Here is a 19,709-nt window from a genome sequence, read left to right as displayed (position 1 = left end):
GGCCTTCGCCGGGACGACGATGTGGAAGGCCCAGCTCACCAAGCGCCTACTTCTTCAGCCCGTAGTTCAACAGCCCGCCCTTGTTCTTCGGCGGATGCGCGCGCAGGCCCTCTTCATTGGGCTCGGTGCCCCAGCCCGGGCGATCCGGGATCACGAGATGGCCGTCGACATAGTCGGGCACGTGCGTGAACAGCTCGTGGTCCCAGGCCAGGCGGTCGATGTCGGTTTCCATGATCCGCAGGTTCGGCACCGCGGCGCAGAAATGCGCGTTCATCATGGTGCAGAGGTGGCCGTAGAAGTTATGTGGCGCGACGTTGACCTCGAAATGCTCGGCGGCACTCGCGATCTTCATCGACTGCCAGACCCCGTTCCAGGGCGTGTCGATGATCGCGACGTCCATCGCCTGCTCGGTGAAGTAGGGCAGGAATTCGCGCAGGCCCAGCAGCGTCTCGCAGGATGAGATCGGGTGCGGGCTCTGGCGGCGGATATAGCCGAGCGCCTGCGGGTTGAAGGTGTCGATCTCGACCCAGAACATGTCCATCTTCTCGATGGCGCGCAGGATCTTCAGATAACCTTCGGTCTTGGCGTTGAAGTTGAGGTCGAGCAAGAGATCGACATCCGGCCCCGCGCCGTCGCGGATCGCCTCGAGATGCATGCAGAGATTGCGCAGCACATTGCGGTCGACATTGATCTCCGGCTCGAACGGCGAGCCGAAGCCGGGCCGCCAGCCCTGTGGTTTGCCGTCGTTGTAGACGAAGATGTTGGTCTTCAGCGCCGAAAACTTCTTCTCGCGCACCTCGGCGCCGATCGCCTTCACGCCGTCGAGATTGGTGATCGCGGGCTTGTACCAGTCCGGATGATTGATGCGCCAGGTCGCGCAATGCGACCAGTAGACCCGCACGCGGTCGCGGATCTTGCCGCCGAGCAGGTCGTAGCAGGGCACGCCGAGCGCCTTGGCCTTGACGTCGAGCAGCGCGTTCTCGATGGCGCCGAGCGCCAGCGCGACCACGCCGCCGGCGGCGGGACGCGTTGCGGCGAACAGTTCGGCATAGATCCGCTCATGCTGGAATGCATTCTTGCCGACCACTCGCGCCGACAGCCGCTCGATCGCCGCTGTGACGCCGGGCGCGCCAAAACCCTCGTCGTACTCGCTCCAGCCGACCAGCCCGTCCTCCGTCGTGATCTTGACGAAGTGATAATTCCGCCAGCCGGCATCGCAGGCGAGCGTCTCGACGCTTTGGACTGATGTCGCTTTGGTCATGGTTTCCTGCCCGGTTGTTGTTGGTGTTGGGGGATAACAACAACGGATCGAGGGGAGCGTCAATCTGCGGACGGCGCAGGGCATCAACGCAGATCGGCAAGGCAGAATCTGCGTAGCGCTCAACCGTAATCCGTCACCCCCGCACAACGGCGGGATGGCGGGGACGCACAACCCTATCCACGCCATTGCGAGCGAAGCGAAACAATCCATAGCTCGGCAGAACGGAACGATGGATTGCTTCGTCGCTTTCGCTCTTCGCAATGACGGAGGAGGAATCTAAGGCCTGAACAGCGTCGGCCGCTGCCGTTCGAACACTTTGCGGCCGCGCTTGAAGCCCATCAGCACGTCGGGCAATTCGGCGATCGCATTCGGCCCGCTGTCGGTGTCGAGCACGACGATATCGGCGGGGTTGCCGACGGCGATGCCATAATCCCTGAGGTTCATCAGCCGCGCCGGCAAGTCGGTGACGAGGTCGAGGCAGGCGTCGAACTCGTTGATCCCCGCATGCGCGGCGTTGGCGTAGAGGTTCGCCATCCGCACCAGCGAGGCATCGCCGAACGGCGTGAACGGATTTTGCACATTGTTGGTGGCAACCGAACACAGCACGCCGTCGGCGACGAGCCGGTGCGCCGCCGTCAATCCGCGCGGCGCGTTATGGGTGGCGTCGCGGCCCATCAGATAGAGGTCGGTCGCGGGCAGCACGGTCACCGCGACGCCGGATGCGGCGAGCCGCGCGGTCGCGGCCTTCAGCCGCTCCGGCGGCAGCGCGGAGAGCTTTGTCGCATGCCCGATCGCGACGCGTCCGTGATAATTGCGCCGCTCGGTCTGCCGGCAGACCTCCTCCAGGTGCCACCAGGAGGGATCGAGATCGAAATCGAGATGGAGGTCGACATCGACGTCGAACTCCTGCGCGAGGTCGAAGATCCGCGCGATATGCGCGTTGGGGTCGGTGTCGGCATAAGGGCAGCCGCCGATCACCTCGCCGCCGTCGCGCATCGCCGCGATCAGCAGCTCCTCGGCGCCGGGATCGTTGTTGAGGCCTTCCTGCGGGAAGACGCAGAGCGAGAGATCGAGCGCCCAGGCATAGTCGCGCTTCAGGGCCTTCACCGCGGCGAATCCGCGCAGCCCGATCCGCGGGTCGATCTCGACATGGGTGCGCATCCGCGTCGTGCCGGCCACGATGGCACGTTCGATCACTCTGGCGCCGCGGGCGTAGACGTCCTCGACGGTGAAATCCCGCTTCATCGCCGACACGGCGCGGATGGCGTCGCCCAGGCTCTTGTGGTCGTGGCCGCAGCGGCCGAGCAGGAAGGCCTTGTCGAGATGGATATGGGTGTCGACGAAGCCCGGCAGCGCCAGCCTGCCGCCGAGGTCGATCTCGACCGTCTCGCAGGCGAGGCGGGGCGCGATCGCGGCGATCCGCCCGTCCGAGATGCCGATATCGACCGGGGAGGCCGCGGCGCGGGTTGCGGCGTTGCGGAACAAGAGATCGAAGGCGGGTTTTGCGGTCATGGGCGGTCTTCGGGTTGGCGGAGCCTAGCGCAATGGCGGGAATCCGCCAGCACCAAAGTGTATGCAATTTCGCACAACAATTGTACAAAAATTGTGCATACAATCTGGCCGTCAGATTGTAATATTCTGCCTATCCTGGAGATCATGCCATGTCCGCATCAGCCAAAGCCGATACCCGCCAGCTGTCCGACGCCGAGATCGTGGAAGCCTATCTCACGGCCTCGATGATCCCCGATCCCGATGCGGCCGCAGCCTACATGAAGCCGGGCACGGTGATCACCTTCACCGGCGGGCGCGAGTTCGACCACCCACGCGGCCCGACTGGCTTCAACGCCAAGCGCTATCGCTGGGTGAAGAAGAAAATGGACCGCTTCGACGTCTGCCCAGGGATCGGCGAAACCGTCGTCTACAGCGTCGGCACGCTCTATGGCGAATGGATCGACGGCACCCCGTTCGAGGGCAACCGCTACGTCGATCGCTTCGTGGTGAGGGACGGGCAGATCGTGAAGATGGACGTCTGGAACGACAGCGCCGAGCGGATTCTGGTGCAGCGGGGGATCGAGGCTTAGGGCGCAGCGGGCGGTGCCAGTTCTCCCTCGCCCCGCTCTTGCGGGGAGAGGGGCGGGGTGAGGGGCCTCTCTCCACGCAGTCGACTCGCGGAGGGCCCCTCACCCGGATCGCATCTGTGATGCGATCCGACCTCTCCCCGCAAGCGGGGCGAGGTAAGAAAGTCACCGTCCCCGCACGGTCTTCGGCAATTTCACCACCCGATCGCTCGCTGTATCCTCCGCATACGGCGCCAGAATATCCAGCAAATCCCGGCCGCGCTGCGGCGTGGGCGCGACCAGGGCGCGGCTCGCCACCGAATCGAGGTGGCTGTGCATCAGGTCCATCACCTTGGCCACATCGCCCTTCACCAGCGCCGCGATGATCGCGCGGTGCTCGTTGATCGCGCATTCCGATGAATGCGGGCGGCTGTAGAGCGACAGCGTCAGGCAGCAGCGATAGGCGACCTCGCTGACATAGCGCACCAGGATCGGGCTGTTCGTCATATGGGCGAGCAGGATGTGGAATTCGGTGGCGAGCCGGATCGAGACCGCGTCGGTGCCGTCGCGGGCGCGATCCTCGGCGTCGACATGGGCGGTGAGCTCCGCGACCTGCGCCTTGGTCAGCTTGCCCGCGAGCTGGCGCACCACCAGCCGTTCGAGCTCGATGCGGATGTCGAAGGCGTCGCGCGCTTCCTGCCAGCTCGGCGTGGCCACGACCGCGATGCGGTTGCGGCGCAGCTCGACCAGGCCTTCCGCGGCGAGCTGTCCGAGCGCGTGGCGCGCGATGGTGCGGCTGACGCCGAAGCGTTCGCCGAGCGAGTCCTCCGGCAGCTTGGCGCCGGGCTCCAGCGCCTGCTCGATGATCGCGCGCCGCAATGCGCGGCAGATCACGCCGACCTTGTCTAAAGATTCAGCAGTCTTGCTGCCGGCCTGCGCAGCCATCGGCGAATCCCCTGAAGTGCCTTGCGACAGCCTGTTTATCACAGTTGCGACCAATCGGGCGCCTCTATTGCATGCAGTTTGAGGGCCGGACTGCCTAAAAGACGTCAGCTCTTTTCGACGCTGGTTTCGCGATCTCCTTGATTTTCAACGATCTCGCCGCTGGCATCCAGCTTGCATGCACTTTGCTCGTGATGCGCATGCAACCAAACTCCGATTTCGCCGGCGAGGCTGTTCCCGCCGGATCTGCCCCGACGGCGATCGAGCTGTCGGAGGCCTCCGTGACTTTCGGCCGCGGCGCCCGCGCCGTGCCGGCTTTGTCGAAAACCACGCTCCGGATCGCCGACGGCGAGTTCGTCGCCCTGGTCGGGCCGTCAGGCTGCGGCAAGTCGACTATCCTGCGGCTGGTCTCGGGCCTGGTGCGGCCGACCACCGGCGTCGTCATCGTCGGCGGCCGCGAGGTTGCGGCCCGCGCGATGCTGGTCGGCATGGCGTTCCAGAACCCGACCATGCTGCCGTGGATGACGATCGAAAAGAACATCATGCTGCCGCTGAAGATCGTCGAGCCATTCCGCTCGCAATTCCGCAAGCTGCGCAAGACCGAATTCCGCGACAAGGCCAATGCGCTGCTCGAGCAGGTCGGGCTGAAGGGTTTTGGCGGCCGCTATCCCTGGCAGCTCTCGGGCGGCATGCTCCAGCGCGCCAATCTGTGCCGCGCGCTGATCCATGAGCCGCGCATGCTCCTGCTCGACGAGCCCTTCGGCGCGCTCGACCAGTTCACCCGCGAGGAATTGTGGTCGATCCTGCAGGGGCTCTGGATCACCCACAAGCCGACGGTGCTGCTCGTCACCCACGATCTGCGCGAGGCCGGGTTCCTCGCAAGCCGCATCTGCGTGATGAGCGCGCGGCCCGGTCGCATCCTCGACGACAGCCGTGTCGATTTCGCCCGTCCGCGCACCGTGGCGATGACCTTCGAGCCGGAGTTCGTCGCGCTCAACCAGAAACTCCGTGCCTTCATCGTCGATGCGCGCACGACTGCACGAGAGGAGGGGTGAGCATGCCCGAGCTCGATATCAGGCAGAAGGCGTGGTCCGCCGGACTGATCGTGCTGTTTTTCGTCGCCTGGGAGCTATTCTGTCTGATGACGGGCATGTCGGACCTCGTGCTGCCGCGGCCGTCGCAGATTCTCGTGACACTGATCGAGAAGTTCCCGATCCTGTGGCCGCACATTTTGCAGACCCTGGCGACGACCATGGTCGGCTTCGTGCTCGGCGTGGGGCTTGGCGTCGTGCTCGGCGCGGTCATCGGCGTATCGAAAACGGCTTACGACACCTGCTATCCGCTCTTGGTCGGCTTCTCCTCGATCCCGAAGGTCGCGGTGGTGCCGATCTTCGTCTTGTGGTTCGGCTCCGGCACGGTGCCGGCGGTGCTGACCTCGCTGTCGATCTGCTTCTTCCCGATCGTCGTCAATATTGCGACGGGCCTTGCCACCACAGAGCCCGAGCTCGAGGACGTCTTGAAGGCGCTCGGTGCCAGCAAGTTTGACATCCTCTGGAATGTCGGCCTGCCCCGAACGATGCCGTTCTTCTTCGCTTCGCTGAAGGTCGCGATCTCTTACGCCTTTGTCGGCGCGGTGCTGTCGGAGACCGTGGCGTCGAACCGCGGCATCGGCAACGTGATGATGACCGCGTCCTCCAATTTCAACGTGCCGCTGGTGTTCGCCGGGCTGTTCGTGCTCGCCGGCCTCGGTGTCGCGCTCTACGTCGTGTTCTCGCTGATCGAGGGCCAGGTGACGGGATGGGCGACGCGCAAGGACAATGTCATCGCCACCTGAGTTCTTAAAAACCGCCATGCAACGAAGCTTACGGAGGTCGTCATGCTGAAGACAATGAGCGCCGCACTGTTGGGATTGGCCCTGTTCGCAGGATCAGCCAGTGCCGAGGACACCACCATCAAGTTCACGCTGGGCTGGAAGACCCAAGGCAGCGACGCCGCGTTTTTCTACGCCAAGGACAACGGCTACTTCAAAGAGGAAGGCCTCAACGTCGTGATCGACCAGGGCGAGGGCTCCGGCGCCACCGTGACACGCATCATGTCGGGCGCCTATGACGCGGGCTTCGGCGACGTCAACGCCATCATCCAGAACGCGGCAACCAAGCCGCAGGATGCGCCTGTGATGGTCTACATGATGTGGAACCAGCCGCCGTTCGCGATCGTCGCCAAGAACTCCAGCGGCATCAAGTCGATCAAGGATTTCGAGGGCCACACGCTCGGCGGCGCGCAGGGCACGCCGACCACGCGGCTGTTGCCGGTATTCGTGCACAAGAACGGGCTCGACGGCGAGAAGATCAAGATCTCCAACATGGCGCCGAACCTGCAGGAGCCGATGCTGATCAAGGGCGATATCGACGGCGCGCTGGTCTTCAACATCACGAGCTATTTCAACCTGGTGCTGAACCGTCAGGATCCGGACAAGGACTTCAAATGGTTCTCGTTCGCCGATTACGGGCTCGATCTCTATTCCAACGGCGTGATGGTGTCGCGCAAGCTCGTCGCATCCAACCCGAAGGCGGTCGCCGGTCTCGTGCGCGCTATCAACAAGGGGGCGATCGCGGTCGCCAAGGACCAGAACGCCGGCATGAAGGCCGCGCTGAACTACGACAATCTGATCAATGTCGACGTCGAGAAGCGCCGCCTGCAATATTCCTTCGAGAAGCTGATCGTCTCGCCTGAGATGAAGGAGATCGGCATCGGCGACGTCAAGGACGACCGCATGGCCCGCGCCATCGGCATCATCGTCGAAGGCTACCAGCTCGCGCGGGCGCCGACGCCTGCGGAAATATTCTCCCGCGAATTTCTGCCGCCTCGCGGGGAACGGGAGTTGGTGTACACTGCGAACTGACGTTGGATGAGGCCGAACTGCGGCCGCGTCGGAAGTCCGCTCCCTCTCCCGCTTGCGGGGAGGGGAGGGGTGGGGTGGGGGTCTCGCCGCGAGTCGTATGTGGAGACAGCCCCCACCCGTATCGCATCTTCGATGCGATACGACCTTAGAGCGAGCTTCGCTTGAACCGGCGAGCTCGCGCGCGGTGCACCGGCGGATTTCGTCAGCATCGATCTCGATCGCCTCGAGCGCGACCAGATCATGCCGGTCGATCCGCTCGATCTGCTGTTCGCGCGTGGCAATGCGTCGCTAATCAAGGATGTCGTCGTGGACGGACGCGCGATCGCCAGCAATGGCCGGTGCCTTGGTGTTGACCTGCCTGCGATCGAGCAGGAACTGCGCGGGATCTATCGCACCAGCGCGCACAACTACGCGCACTTCCTGCATGCATGGCCGCAGCTTTCGCCATCGTTGCAGAACTGGTTCGAGACGCAACTCACCTGCAGCTAACTGCAAGCGGCAACTTGTGAATTCCGTCAAGCGGAAGAAAATTTTCCACTTGCATCGGCGCGCCTGCGAGGCTTCAAGTTCAAGACAACAAGAAACTGAATCAGCGATCGTTGATTGCTGATCGATTGCTCGCGGGGAAGCGTGATGGGCGGCGCGTTGTCGCATCTGCGGATTGTCGAGATCGGAAGTGCTGCCGCAACGAGCTATTGCGCGCGGCTGTTCGCCGATTTCGGCGCCGATGTCCAGAAGATCGAGCCGCCAGAGGGCGACCCGTTGCGCCGTGCCGCGCCGCTGACGCCGAAAGGGCAGAGCGCGTGGTTTGCGTTTCTGAATTTCAATAAATCGAGCGTCGCGCTCGACAGCAATGATCCCGGCTCCGCGTCGCGCCTGAGCGAAATGATCGCGGAGAGCGACATCCTGCTCGACGGCCGCGGCATCGATGCGGCCGGTTGTCCCGACATCGATCTCGACGCGCTCAAGCGGGCGCATCCCGGCCTGATCCATCTCGACCTCTCCTGGTTCGGCGATCGCGGCCCTTACGCGAACTTCGCCGCGACCGACTCCACGATCCGTGCGCTGACCGGTCTGGTGAAGATGGTCGGCCCGGAACAGGGGCCGCCGATGCACGCGCCGGATTTCCAGACCGGTGTTTTGGGCGGGCTCTGGGGCTTCATCGCGGCGAGTTCCTCGGTGCTCGGCCGCCTGCAGGACGGGCGCGGGCGCACCCGCCACCTCAGCCTGTTCGAGGCCAGCATCGCCGTCACCGAATACATCATGTTCGAGGCGTTTTCGCGCGGCGACATCATGCGCCGGATCGGCGTCAACCGCTTCTGGCCGACCTTTCCGGTAGGCATCTACGAGACGAAGCAGGGATGGCTCGGCGTCACCACGGTGACGCCGGCGCAGTGGCGCGCCTTTTGCGAGATGCTCGATCTCATCGACCTGCGCGACGATCCGACGCTGTTCCTCGGTGTCGACCGGCTGCAGCACGTCGGCGAGATCGAGCGCAAGATCCTGCCGCGGCTCAGGCAGCGCACCGCGCAGGAATGGTTTGCGGAAGGGCTCAAGCGCAAGATCCCGATCGTGCCGGTGCCCGAGATCGCCGACTTGATCGCGGATGAGGAGAAGCGGGCCCGTGGCGCTATCGTGCCGGTTACGGTTGGCGGCGAAACAGGCTTCAGTGCGGGGTCGATGCAACGGCTCACGGGAACGCCGCCGCGCCGCGGCGGCAGGGTGCCTGATGTCGGCGAGCAGCAGGCGCGGGACGACATCGCGCCGCGCGTTGCGGCGTCAAAGCCTGCCGCGGGCCATCGCCTGCCGCTCGAAGGTATCCGCGTGGTCGATTTCTCGATGGGCTGGGCCGGGCCGATCTGCACCCGCTCGCTCGCCGATCTCGGCGCCGACGTCATCAAGATCGAGGCGATCCAGTATCCGGACTGGTGGCGCGGCGTCGACCGCCGCCCGGCCTATGTGCTGGAGCAGATGTACGAAAAGTCGGTACGCTACTGCATCATGAACCGCAACAAGCGCGGCATCACGCTCGACCTCACCCGGCCGAAGGGGCTCGAACTCGCCAAGCGGCTGCTCGCGGATGCCGACCTCGTCGTCGACAATTATTCCGTCGAGGTGCTGCCGAAGCTCGGCCTCGGCTACGATGTGCTCAGCAAGATCAACCCGAAGCTCGTGATGATGTCGATGTCGGCGTTCGGCGCCGGCAGCGTCAACCGCGACTGCCGCGCCTATGGCTCGACGCTGGAGCAAGGCTCGGGCCTGCCGAGTGTCGTTGGCGATGCGAACGGTCCGCCGGTGATGAGCCACACCGCCTTTGGCGATGCCGTCGGCGGGTTGAATGGCTGCGCCGCGGTGCTGACCGCGCTGATCCACGCCAGGCTCACCGGGCAGGGCCAGTTCATCGATCTCGCGCAGATCGAATGCATGATGCCGTTCGCCGCACCCTGGATCGTGGCGCATTCGATCGACGGCAAGACGCCTGTGAAGTACGGCAACCGCCATCCGGATTTCGTGCCGCATGGCTGCTTCCGCTGCGCCGGAGAGGACAACTGGATTGTCGTCGCGGTATCGGGTGATGCGATGTGGCCGAAGCTTGCGCGGCTGCTCGGCCGTGAGGATTGGGCCACCGATGCGAAGCTGAAATCGGCCGCCGGCCGCCGCGCGATCGAGGCCGAGATCGAGGCGGCGATCACCGCCTGGACCTCGGCGCGCGATCCGGACGCCGCGATGGCCTTGCTGCAAGCGGCTGGTGTCGCCTCTGGCGTCGCGCGGTTGCCGATCGATCTCCTGAAGGATCCACAGCTCCACGCCCGCGGCTTCATCCAGGAGGTCGATCGCGCCTTCATCGGCAGGCATCCGCAGCCGTCGATGCCGTTCCGCGAGGGCACGGCGCCGTTTGCGATCCGCCGCGCGCCGCCGACGCTCGGCGAGCACAATCGCGAGATCCTCGGAGGCCAGCTCGGGCTGTCCGACGCCGAGATTGACGCGCTCGCGCGCGACGGCATCATCGGCACCGAGATGCTGATGGAGGAACAGCTCGTGAAAGAGAAGAAGCGGGCGGCGGGTTGATGCCAGTCCAGCCGGCAGAGCGTAGCCCGGACGTCGCGCGCGATGACGCGCGGCCGCTGTTACAGGTGCGCGGGCTCGGCATCCGCTTCAAGACCGCACAGGGCATCTGGCAGGCGACGCGCAAAATCGATTTCGACATCGCGACCGGCGAGCGCGTCGGCATCGTCGGCGAAAGCGGCTGCGGCAAGACCATCACCGGGCTGTCGATCCTGCGGCTGCTGCCGGGCAATTTCGCAGGCCTCGACGGCAAGATCCTGTTCGACGGCATCGATCTCGCCTCGTGCAGCGCGCGGCAGATGCGCGCCATCAGGGGCAAGCGCATCGCGATGATCTTCCAGGAGCCGATGAGCGCGCTCGATCCGGTCTTCACCGTCGGCCACCAGATCGCCGAGACGCTGCGCGTCCACAGCGACATCGGAGCAGACGAAGCGCGGACGAAGACGCTGGAGATGCTCCGCCGCGTCGGCATCGCCTCGCCGGAGCGGCGCATCGACGACTATCCGCACCAGCTCTCCGGCGGCATGCGCCAGCGCGTGATGATCGCGGCCGCGTTGATTTGCGGGCCGCAGCTTTTGATCGCGGACGAGCCGACGACGGCGCTCGACGTCACCGTGCAGGCGCAGATCCTCGAATTGCTACGCGACCTCAGCGAGACCTCGCACACCGCGCTGATGCTGATCACCCACGATCTCGGCGTCGTCGCTGAGACCTGCACGCGGATGATCACGATGTATGCCGGCGAGGTGATCGAGGATGCCTCGGTCGACGAAGCGCTGGTGCGTCCGCTGCATCCCTACACGTCGGGCCTGTTGCGCTCGCTGCCGCATCTGAGCCCGCGCCACGGCCGGCTGCCGTCGATCCCGGGCCGGGTGCCGTCGATCGCTGAGATGCCGAACGGTTGCCGCTTCCGCGCGCGCTGCGCGCATGCCGCCAAGGGCTGTGAGACGGAGCAGAAGCTGCAGGATGCCGGCGGCGGCCGCAAGGTGCGCTGCTGGCGCTTCGCCGAGCTCAATCTGCCCGGCGCGCTGCATCCGCCAGCCGCGCCCACCGTAGCGAAGGCGGCGACGTCATGACGGCATCGACCGAGCTCACCCGCGAGACCATCGTCTCGGTGCGCGACCTCCAGGTCCGCTTCCAGACCACGGACCGCCGCGCCACCGTGAAGGCGGTTGATGGCGTCAATTTCGACGTCCGCCGCGGCGAGACGTTCGGCATCATCGGGGAATCCGGATCGGGCAAGACCACGATCGGCCGCGCGCTGGTGTTCCTGCTCAAGCCCAGCGCCGGCGCCATCCTGCATGACGGCATCGATCCGCTGGAGCTGCCGCGGAAGCAGTTCCAAAATCACCGCCGCGACTACCAGATCATCTTCCAGGATCCGAACGCCGCGCTGAACCCGCGCATGACGATCCTGGCCTCGGTGCTGGAGCCGCTGGAGCTCGCCGGCGTCGGCACCCGCGCCACGCGCGAGCAGCAGGCAAGCGAAGCGCTGGAGCGCGTCGGCCTGCCCGCCGAGATCGGTGAGCGCTATCCGCACCAGCTCTCCGGCGGCCAGAAGCAGCGTGTGGTGATCGCGCGGGCGCTGACCTTGAAGCCGAAGCTGATCGTCTGCGACGAGGTGGTGGCCGCGCTCGACATGTCGAACCGCGGCGACGTGCTCAATTTGTTTGCCGATTTGCAGCGCGATCTCGGCCTCACTTACGTCTTCATCACCCACGATCTCGCCGTGGTCTCGCATATCAGCGAGCGCGTCGCGGTGATGTATCTCGGTCAGTTCGTCGAGCTCGGTCCGACCGAGGAGGTTTCCGAGCGGCCGCTGCATCCCTATACGCAGGCGCTGCTCTCGGCCGAGCCGCGGCCGCTGCCGTCGTCGATGCGGCAGGAGCAGCGCATCGTGCTGCAGGGCGAAGTGCCGAGCCCGATCGATCCGCCGTCCGGCTGCCGCTTCCGCACCCGCTGCCCGCATGCGCAGCCGCTCTGCGCCGACAAGGCGCCGGACTGGCGCGAGCTGAAGCCCGATCACTGGGTGGCGTGCCATTTTGCTGACCGCCCGAACTTTTCACCGAACTAGAGCATGATGAGATTAGGTCGAACAACAACCGCGAAGGAACCGCGCTCCCTCTCCCGCTTGCGGGGGAGGGCTGGGGTGGAGGTCTCGCCGCGAGTCATCGTGTGGAGAGAGCCCCCACCCGCATCGCGATGCGATGCGACCTCCCCCGCAAGCGGGAGAGGTGCAGCCAGTCTGCTGCCGGACTGATTCAACCTGACCTCATCCCGCTCAAAAGTACTGGAGGACATGCCATGACTCTTACAACGCGACGCGAGGCCATGGCGCTGCTGTCCGGCGCGCTGGCGGGCGCAACGTTCGGCGGCGGCGCGTTCGCGCAAGGCGCCCCGAAGAAGGGCGGTATCTTGCGGATCTCCGCCCCCGCCAATCCGTCGAGCCTTGATCCCGCGACCGGCGGCGCCGGCTCCGACCATGCCTTCCTGTTCACGATGTACGACACGCTGACCGAATGGGAGTTCGAGACGCTGAAGCCGAAGCCCGGGCTCGCCGAAAGCTGGAAGTTCACCGATCCCACGACGCTGGTGCTCAACATCCGCTCCGGCGTCACCTTCCACGACGGCACGCCGCTCGATGCCGAGGCAGTGAAGTTCAATCTTGAGCGCAACCGCAGCGATCCGAAGTCCAACATCAAGGCCGACCTTCTTTCGGTCGCGTCGGTCGAGGTCTCGGGCCCGCTTCAGGTGACGCTGAAGCTGACGACGCCGGACACTGCGCTGCCCGGCATCCTCTCCGATCGCGCCGGCATGATGGTGTCGCCGACGGCGCTGAAGGCCGCGGAGAGCGGCAATGTCGCGCGCAAGCCGGTCGGCGCCGGTGCTTATGCGTTCGTGAGCTGGGCCGATGGCGAGAAGATCGTGGTCAAGCGCAACGAGAAATACTGGAAGCCGGAGCGGCCGTATCCCGATGGCATCGAGTTTGCGATCATCCCCGAGCTCACCACCGGCGCACGTTCGGTCACCGCGGGCCAGAACGATTTGATCTACCAATTGCCGCCGCGGCAGAAGGCGATCCTCGAGCGCGCCTCCAGCGTCAAGGTGGTGCACGGCCCGACGCTCTATGTGTTCCAGATCTTCCTCAACTGGGCGAAGCCGCCGTTCGACAATCCTAAGGTGCGCCAGGCCTTCAATTACGCGATCGACCGAGAGACCTTCGTCAAGGCCGCGCTCGCCGGCCTTGCCGAACCGGCCTACATGAACCTGCCGAAGGCGCACTGGGCCTATGACGCCGAGGTCGCCAAGCTCTATCCGTATAATCCCGACAAGGCGCGCAAGCTGCTGGCCGAGGCCGGCTTCAAGGAGGGCACGCAGATCGATCTCGTCGGTTATCCCGACCAGGATTCGGTGCAGCGCCAGGAGATCCTGATCGAGCAGTTCCGCAAGGCCGGCATGAACGTGCGCTTCGCCAACGCGCCGATCGCGGAAGCCTCCGCGGCCTTCTTCGGCGCCGAGAAGCGCGGCTCCGGCATCCTCGCGGCCTGGACCGGACGGCCCGATCCGAGCCTGACCTATTCTCTGATGTTCACCAAGGACGCCTATTACAATGGCGGCCGCGCGCCGGTGCCGCCGGAGCTCGAGGCCGCGATCAAGGAGTCGCGCGCGTCGGAGGATATCGAGGTCAGGCGCAAGGCCTTCGCCACCGTGCAGCGGCTGGTGATGGAGAACGCCTTCGTCGCACCGCTGGCGTTCCAGTTCGAGCTGGTCGCCATGAACAAGAAGGTGCAGGGCTACAGGCCTAACCTGCTCGGCAAGCCGAAATACGACGACGTCTGGCTGGAGAGCTGAAGCAATGGCGCGACGGTCCCCGGTCAAGGTCATCGGCAGCCGCCTGTTGCAGGCGGTGCCCGTGATCCTGCTCGCGACCTTCATGGTGTTTGCGCTGCTCAAGCTCGTGCCCGGCGACATCGCTGTGACCCTGGCGGGCGACAACGCCACCGACACCCGCATCGAGGAGATCAGGAGACTCTACGGCCTCGACCGTCCGTTCCTGGTGCAATACGGCGCCTGGCTCGGCAAGGTGGCGCAGGGGGACCTCTCGCAGTCGCTTCTGACCGGCGAGAAGGTCGCGGACTCGATCGGGCGTGCGTTCCCGAACACGCTCTTGATCGTGATCATCGCGCTGGTGCTGGCGCTCGTCACGGGAATTCCGATGGGCGTGATCGCGGCGGTCAAGCCGAACGGCTGGATCGACCGGCTGGTCAGCCTGATCGCGTCGCTTGGCGTCGCCATTCCCGGCTTCTGGCTGGCCATGATCCTGGTCGCCGAGATCTCGCTGAAGCTGAACTGGCTGCCGGCGACCGGGGCCAAGGCCTTCAGCGTCTCGCCGGTCGAGGCGATCCGGCACGCGCTGTTGCCGGGAATTGCGATCGCGGCCTACGGCATGGCCGAGGTCGCGCGCCAGCTCCGGGGCGCGCTGCTCGAGGTGCTGTCGTCGCAATATGTCCGCACCTTGCACGCCAAGGGCCTCTCGATGTCGCGGATCCTCTGGCAGCACGGCCTGAAGAATGTCGGCGTCAACCTGCTCACGATCATCAGCCTGCTGGTCAACCGCATGCTTGCGGCCACCGTCGTGATCGAGGCCGTGTTCGCCATTCCCGGCCTCGGCAGCCTGATCGTGCGCGGCGCGATCCAGCGCGATTTCCCGATTGTGCAGGGCGTCATCTTTACCATGGTCATCGTCGTCATCGTGGTGAATTTGGTCACCGACTTGCTCTGCGCCGCCGTCGATCCAAGGATCGAGCAATGACCGACACCGCGCTCGCCCAGCTTAGATCCCCAGCCAAGCCGACCCGGTTGCGCCGCTTCCTGCGCTGGCTCGCCGGCGACTTCCGTGCCGCGCTGTCGATCCTCGTGCTGCTGGTCCTCGTCGTCGTCGCGATCGGCGCGCCGTGGATCGCGCCATACGCGCCGACCGCGCAGGACGTCAACAACATGCTGGTGCCGCCGGGCCCGGGGCACCTGCTCGGCACCGATGATCTCGGCCGCGATATCTTCTCCCGCCTGATCTACGGCGCGCCGGCAACCGTCTATGCCAGTGTGTTGGCGGTCACCGTCGCTGTTGCCATCGGGCTGCCGGTCGGCCTCGTCGCCGGCTATTTCGGCGGCTGGATCGACGACATCATCAGCCGCGTCATCGACACCTTCCTGTCATTCCCCGCGATCGTGCTTGCGATCGCCGTCACCGGCGCGCTCGGCATCGGGCTGACCAACGGCATGATCGCGATCGGCATCGTGATGTTCCCGGCGCTGGCGCGCATCGTCCGCGCCCGCACGCTGATCGTGCGGCAGGAGCTCTATGTCGATGCCGCGAAGGGCTTTGGCGCGCCGACCTGGCATATCCTGCTGCGCCACGTGCTGCCGAACACGCTGCAACCGGTCATCGTGCAGGTGACGCTGCTGCTTGCCGCGGCGCTCCTGGCGGAAGCCAGCCTGTCTTTCCTCGGCCTCGGCATCCAGCCGCCGAACCCGAGCTGGGGCGCGATGCTGGCGCGCGCCTACCAGTACATGGAAATCGCCCCGGAGCAGATGTACGCGCCTGGGCTTGCCATCCTCGTCGTCTCCCTGGCGTTCAACGCGCTCGGAGAATCCTTGCGTATCGTGCTCGATCCGACCATGAAGGATCGCTAAAACTTTGGTGGGATAGTCATGTCGTTCAAGAAATTGCTGATTGCCAATCGTGGTGAAATCGCCATCCGCATCGCGCGTGCCGCCGGCGAGGCCGGCCTTGCCACCGTTGCGATCTACCCGGCCGACGATGCCGCCTCGCTGCACGTCCGCGCCGCCGACGAGAGCCGCGAAATCCCGGGTCGCGGCGCACGGGCCTATCTCGACATCGAGGCGGTGATCGCGGCGGCGAAGGCGGCCGAGTGCGACGCGCTGCATCCGGGTTACGGCTTCCTCAGCGAGAACACGGCGCTTGCGCGGCGCTGCGCCGCGGAGAACATCACCTTCGTCGGCCCGTCGCCGGAGGCACTGGACCTGTTCGGCGACAAGGCGAAGGCAAAGGCGCTGGCGAAACAATGCGGCGTGCCGATCATTACCGGCACCTCCGGCGCGACCACGCTCGAGGAGACAAAGGCGTTCTTCGCCTCGCTCGGCGCCGGTGCGGCCGTCATGATCAAGGCGATCGCCGGCGGCGGCGGCCGCGGCATGCGCGTCGTCGATGATGCCGGCAAGCTCGAGGAGGCCTATGCGCGCTGCCAGTCGGAGGCGAAGGCCGCCTTCGGCAGCGACGGCGTCTATGTCGAGCGGCTGATCCGCAAAGCGCGCCATATCGAGGTGCAGATCATCGGCGACCGCCATGGCGCGGTCAGCCATCTGTGGGAGCGCGAATGCACCATCCAGCGCCGCAACCAGAAGCTCATCGAAGTCGCGCCGAGCCCCTCGCTCAGCGAGGCCTTGCGTTCCCGCATCATCGAGGCGGCGAGGCAGCTCGCGACCGCCGCGCGCTACGACAATCTCGGCACCTTCGAATTCCTGGTTGATGACGAGGCGACGTCGGAGCAGGGCGCGTTCGCCTTCATCGAGGCCAATCCGCGGCTGCAGGTCGAGCACACCGTGACCGAGGAGGCGCTCGGCGTCGATCTGGTGCGGTCGCAGCTTGCGGTCGCCGCCGGCGCGACGCTGGCCTCGCTCGGGCTCGCGCAAGCCGCCGTTCCGTCGCCGCGGGGCTATGCCATGCAGCTTCGCGTCAATATGGAGGTGATGGACGAGAACGGCGAGACCAAGCCGACCGGCGGCACCTTGTCGGTGTTCGATTTGCCGTCCGGCCCCGGCGTCCGCGTCGATACGTTCGGCTATACCGGATACCGGACCAGCGCGGCTTTCGACTCGCTGCTCGCGAAAGTCATCGTGCATTCGCCGAGCCCGAACTGGGGCGACGTGGTGCAGAAGGGCTTGCGCGGTTTACGCGAATTCCGTATCGGCGGCGTGGCCACCAATATCCCGTTCCTGTCGGCGGTGCTCGCGCACCCCGATTTCGTCGCCAATCGCATCAGCACGAAGTTCATCGATGCGCATGCCGGTTCGCTGGTGGCAGCCGCGAAGGAAGCCGACGAGCCGCTGCTGTTCGATGTGAACGGCGCGACCGACGCGGCGAAGCCGGCGGCGGACGCCGCGGCGCCCGCCGGCTCGGTCGCGGTGCAGGCGCCGCTGCAAGGCACCATCGTTGCGATCGACGTCGGTGAAGGCGATCTCGTCCGCCCGGGCCAGCAGATCGCGGTGCTGGAGTCCATGAAGATGGAGCACCTCGTCACCGCCGCGCAGGGCGGCCGGGTGACGAAGATTGCGGGCGCGCCCGGCGTCACGCTGATGCATGGCGAGGCCATCCTGTTCATCGAGCCGGCCGAGGTCGACGGCCATCACGTCGCGGAGGAAGACGAGGTCGATCTCGATCACATCCGGCCCGATCTCGCCGAGGTGATCGAGCGCCACGCCATCACGCTGGACGAGAACCGCCCGGCCTCGGTCGAGCGCAGGCGCAAGACCAACCAGCGCACCGCGCGCGAGAATGTCGCCCATCTCGTCGACGAGGGCTCCTTCGTCGAATACGGCTCGCTGGCGATCGCGGCCCAGCGCCGCCGCCGCAAGGTCGATGACCTCATCAGGAACACGCCGGCCGACGGTCTGATCACCGGTGTCGCCACCGTCAATGCGAAGGATTTCGGCCCCGAAGGCGCGCGCTGCATGGTGATCGCCTATGACTACACCGTGCTCGCCGGCACGCAGGGCCACATGAACCACAAGAAGATCGACCGCATGCTCTCGCTGACCGAGCAATGGCGCCTTCCGCTGGTGTTCTACGCCGAAGGCGGCGGCGGCCGCCCCGGCGATACCGATCGGCTCGGCATGACCGGCCTCGACGGGCCGTCCTTCGTACAGTTCGCAAAGCTCTCCGGCCTCGTGCCCGTGGTCGGCATCGTTTCCGGCTATTGCTTCGCCGGCAACGCCGCGATGCTCGGTGTCTGCGACGTCATCATCGCGACCAAGAACGCCTCGATCGGCATGGGCGGCCCAGCGATGATCGAGGGCGGCGGGCTTGGCGTCTATCATCCGGCCGAGGTCGGGCCGGTGTCGTTCCAGTCGCCGAACGGCGTGATCGACATCCTGGTCGAGGACGAGGCCGAGGCGACGACTGTGGCGCAGAAATATCTGTCCTATTTCCAGGGCGCCGTCGCCGACTGGAAAGCACCGGACCAGCGGCTGCTGCGTCGCGCGATCCCGGAGAATCGCCTGCGGGTCTACGACATCCGCAACGTCATCGATCTCATTGCCGACGAGGGCTCGGTGCTGGAGATCCGCCGCGACTTCGGCGTCGGCATGATCACCGCCTTCATCCGCATCGAGGGCAAGCCGTTCGGCCTGATCGCGAACAATCCGCGGCACCTTGGCGGCGCGATCGACGCGCCGGCCGGCGACAAGGCCGCGCGCTTCATGCAGCTCTGCGACGCCTTCGACATCCCGATCGTGTCGCTGTGCGATACGCCGGGCTTCATGGTCGGCCCCGAAGCGGAGAAGACCGCGATCGTCCGCCACGTCGCGCGCATGTTCGTGACCGGCGCGAGCCTCACCGTGCCGCTGTTCGCCATCGTCTTGCGCAAGGGCTATGGCCTCGGCGCGCAGTCGATGATCGGCGGCGGCTTCCACGCCTCGTTCTTCACGGTGGCGTGGCCGACCGGCGAGTTCGGCGGCATGGGGCTGGAAGGCTATGTCCGGCTCGGCTTCCGCAAGGAGATGGAGGCGATCGAGGATCCGGTCGAACGCGAGAAATATTTCCAGACCAAGGTCGCCGAGCTCTACGCCAACGGCAAGGCGGTCTCGATCGCCTCCGTGCTCGAGATCGACGAGGTGATCGACCCCGCCGACACCCGCCACTGGATCATGGCGGGCCTGCGCTCGGTGCCGAAGGCGGAGCCGCGCACGACCCGCAAGCGCCCGTGCATCGACGCGTGGTGAGGCGCAGGACGCCGGAGGGTGGGCAAAGCGCAGCGTGCCCACCATTACAAGCAGAGCGGCTGATGGTGGGCACGGCGCTGACGCGCCTTTGCCCACCCTACGGCCTGGCGGGCCCCTGCCACTGATTTGCCCGACCGCGCAAGCCGTCGCGGCAAAAATTTTTCGGTTTTTCGGAATCAGAAATCGGTGTATGAATCCGCCCGTCTCACCCGCTTGAGGGGCGCTTCGCGATCGTCACGAGTGTTGGGTCGAGATGCGGTGGACGCTGAGCGCGCAACTGACGAGTGCGCGTGGATAGCGGACGGCGAAGTCGTGTGGTCCTGACGCCCCAGTGGCTGGTGTCTCCTCGCAAGACGCGAACGCGTCTTTGCGAGGACGGTGACAAACAAGCCCGGTCTCACCGGCTATCTAATGCACACATCTTTGTTGCGAAGATCGGCGAAGACTGATTCTCTGATGA

Annotated in this window: 15 protein-coding genes; 12 read left to right on the top strand and 3 right to left on the bottom strand. The window is 65.7% G+C overall.

Features of this window, described 5'->3' with window-relative positions; all coding sequences use genetic code 11:
- Window positions 1–46 precede the first annotated feature (46 nt).
- Both ACFFWD_RS40360 and ACFFWD_RS40355 read right to left on the bottom strand, forming a co-directional pair.
- Complete coding sequence (locus ACFFWD_RS40360) at window positions 47–1,261, bottom strand: mandelate racemase/muconate lactonizing enzyme family protein (RefSeq protein ID WP_376974964.1); 1,215 nt, start codon at window positions 1,259–1,261, stop codon at window positions 47–49.
- Window positions 1,262–1,537: 276 nt separating this feature from the next.
- Window positions 1,538–2,773: an amidohydrolase family protein gene (locus ACFFWD_RS40355; protein WP_376974963.1), complete on the bottom strand. Its 1,236-nt coding sequence runs from the start codon at window positions 2,771–2,773 to the stop codon at window positions 1,538–1,540.
- A 149-nt stretch (window positions 2,774–2,922) separates the two neighbouring features.
- Here ACFFWD_RS40355 and ACFFWD_RS40350 point away from each other — a divergent pair, with 149 nt between their 5' ends.
- Window positions 2,923–3,342, top strand: a complete 420-nt coding sequence (locus ACFFWD_RS40350) for a nuclear transport factor 2-like protein (RefSeq protein WP_376974962.1) — start codon at window positions 2,923–2,925, stop codon at window positions 3,340–3,342.
- Window positions 3,343–3,504: 162 nt separating this feature from the next.
- On the opposite strand, the gene ACFFWD_RS40345 is transcribed toward ACFFWD_RS40350, so the two are convergent.
- The gene (locus ACFFWD_RS40345) at window positions 3,505–4,263 is read right to left on the bottom strand and encodes a GntR family transcriptional regulator (RefSeq protein ID WP_376974961.1); all 759 of its coding nucleotides are present in this window, start codon (window positions 4,261–4,263) and stop codon (window positions 3,505–3,507) included.
- Between the two features lie 197 nt (window positions 4,264–4,460).
- Here ACFFWD_RS40345 and ACFFWD_RS40340 point away from each other — a divergent pair, with 197 nt between their 5' ends.
- The 11 genes from ACFFWD_RS40340 (at window position 4,461) to ACFFWD_RS40290 (ending at window position 19,249) form a co-directional block, all read left to right on the top strand.
- The gene (locus ACFFWD_RS40340; RefSeq protein WP_376974960.1) at window positions 4,461–5,315 is read left to right on the top strand and encodes an ABC transporter ATP-binding protein; all 855 of its coding nucleotides are present in this window, start codon (window positions 4,461–4,463) and stop codon (window positions 5,313–5,315) included.
- 2 nt (window positions 5,316–5,317) lie between these two features.
- Window positions 5,318–6,094 carry an ABC transporter permease gene (locus ACFFWD_RS40335; RefSeq protein ID WP_376974959.1) on the top strand — a complete coding sequence of 259 codons (777 nt, stop codon included), beginning with the start codon at window positions 5,318–5,320 and terminating at the stop codon, window positions 6,092–6,094.
- A 42-nt stretch (window positions 6,095–6,136) separates the two neighbouring features.
- Window positions 6,137–7,162, top strand: coding sequence for an ABC transporter substrate-binding protein (locus tag ACFFWD_RS40330; protein WP_376974958.1), 1,026 nt, complete (start codon window positions 6,137–6,139; stop codon window positions 7,160–7,162).
- Window positions 7,163–7,402: 240 nt separating this feature from the next.
- Window positions 7,403–7,651 carry a hypothetical protein gene (locus ACFFWD_RS40325; RefSeq protein ID WP_376974957.1) on the top strand — a complete coding sequence of 83 codons (249 nt, stop codon included), beginning with the start codon at window positions 7,403–7,405 and terminating at the stop codon, window positions 7,649–7,651.
- 114 nt (window positions 7,652–7,765) lie between these two features.
- Entirely contained in the window at window positions 7,766–10,231 is a 2,466-nt protein-coding gene (locus tag ACFFWD_RS40320; RefSeq protein ID WP_376974956.1) for a CaiB/BaiF CoA transferase family protein, read from the top strand.
- Window positions 10,231–11,304 (top strand): ABC transporter ATP-binding protein, encoded by a 1,074-nt coding sequence (locus ACFFWD_RS40315; protein ID WP_376974955.1) that lies wholly within the window; start codon window positions 10,231–10,233, stop codon window positions 11,302–11,304. Before ACFFWD_RS40320 ends, ACFFWD_RS40315 begins: the two co-directional genes overlap by 1 nt.
- A complete protein-coding gene (locus tag ACFFWD_RS40310; protein ID WP_376974954.1) occupies window positions 11,301–12,302 on the top strand; it encodes an ABC transporter ATP-binding protein in 1,002 nt (333 codons plus the stop codon). Before ACFFWD_RS40315 ends, ACFFWD_RS40310 begins: the two co-directional genes overlap by 4 nt.
- Before the next feature lie 230 nt (window positions 12,303–12,532).
- Window positions 12,533–14,080 carry an ABC transporter substrate-binding protein gene (locus ACFFWD_RS40305; protein WP_376974953.1) on the top strand — a complete coding sequence of 516 codons (1,548 nt, stop codon included), beginning with the start codon at window positions 12,533–12,535 and terminating at the stop codon, window positions 14,078–14,080.
- A 4-nt stretch (window positions 14,081–14,084) separates the two neighbouring features.
- The gene (locus ACFFWD_RS40300; RefSeq protein ID WP_376974952.1) at window positions 14,085–15,041 is read left to right on the top strand and encodes an ABC transporter permease; all 957 of its coding nucleotides are present in this window, start codon (window positions 14,085–14,087) and stop codon (window positions 15,039–15,041) included.
- Window positions 15,038–15,922: an ABC transporter permease gene (locus ACFFWD_RS40295; RefSeq protein WP_376974951.1), complete on the top strand. Its 885-nt coding sequence runs from the start codon at window positions 15,038–15,040 to the stop codon at window positions 15,920–15,922. The genes ACFFWD_RS40300 and ACFFWD_RS40295 overlap by 4 nt, the downstream gene beginning before the upstream one ends.
- A gap of 18 nt (window positions 15,923–15,940) precedes the next feature.
- Window positions 15,941–19,249 carry a carboxyl transferase domain-containing protein gene (locus tag ACFFWD_RS40290; protein ID WP_376974950.1) on the top strand — a complete coding sequence of 1,103 codons (3,309 nt, stop codon included), beginning with the start codon at window positions 15,941–15,943 and terminating at the stop codon, window positions 19,247–19,249.
- Window positions 19,250–19,709: the final 460 nt, after the last annotated feature.

Origin of the sequence: Bradyrhizobium erythrophlei (genome assembly GCF_042430365.1) — a bacterium.
Classification (GTDB): domain Bacteria; phylum Pseudomonadota; class Alphaproteobacteria; order Rhizobiales; family Xanthobacteraceae; genus Bradyrhizobium; species Bradyrhizobium erythrophlei.
Note: the sequence above shows the minus strand (reverse complement) of the source record. Positions and strands in the feature narration are given on the sequence as shown.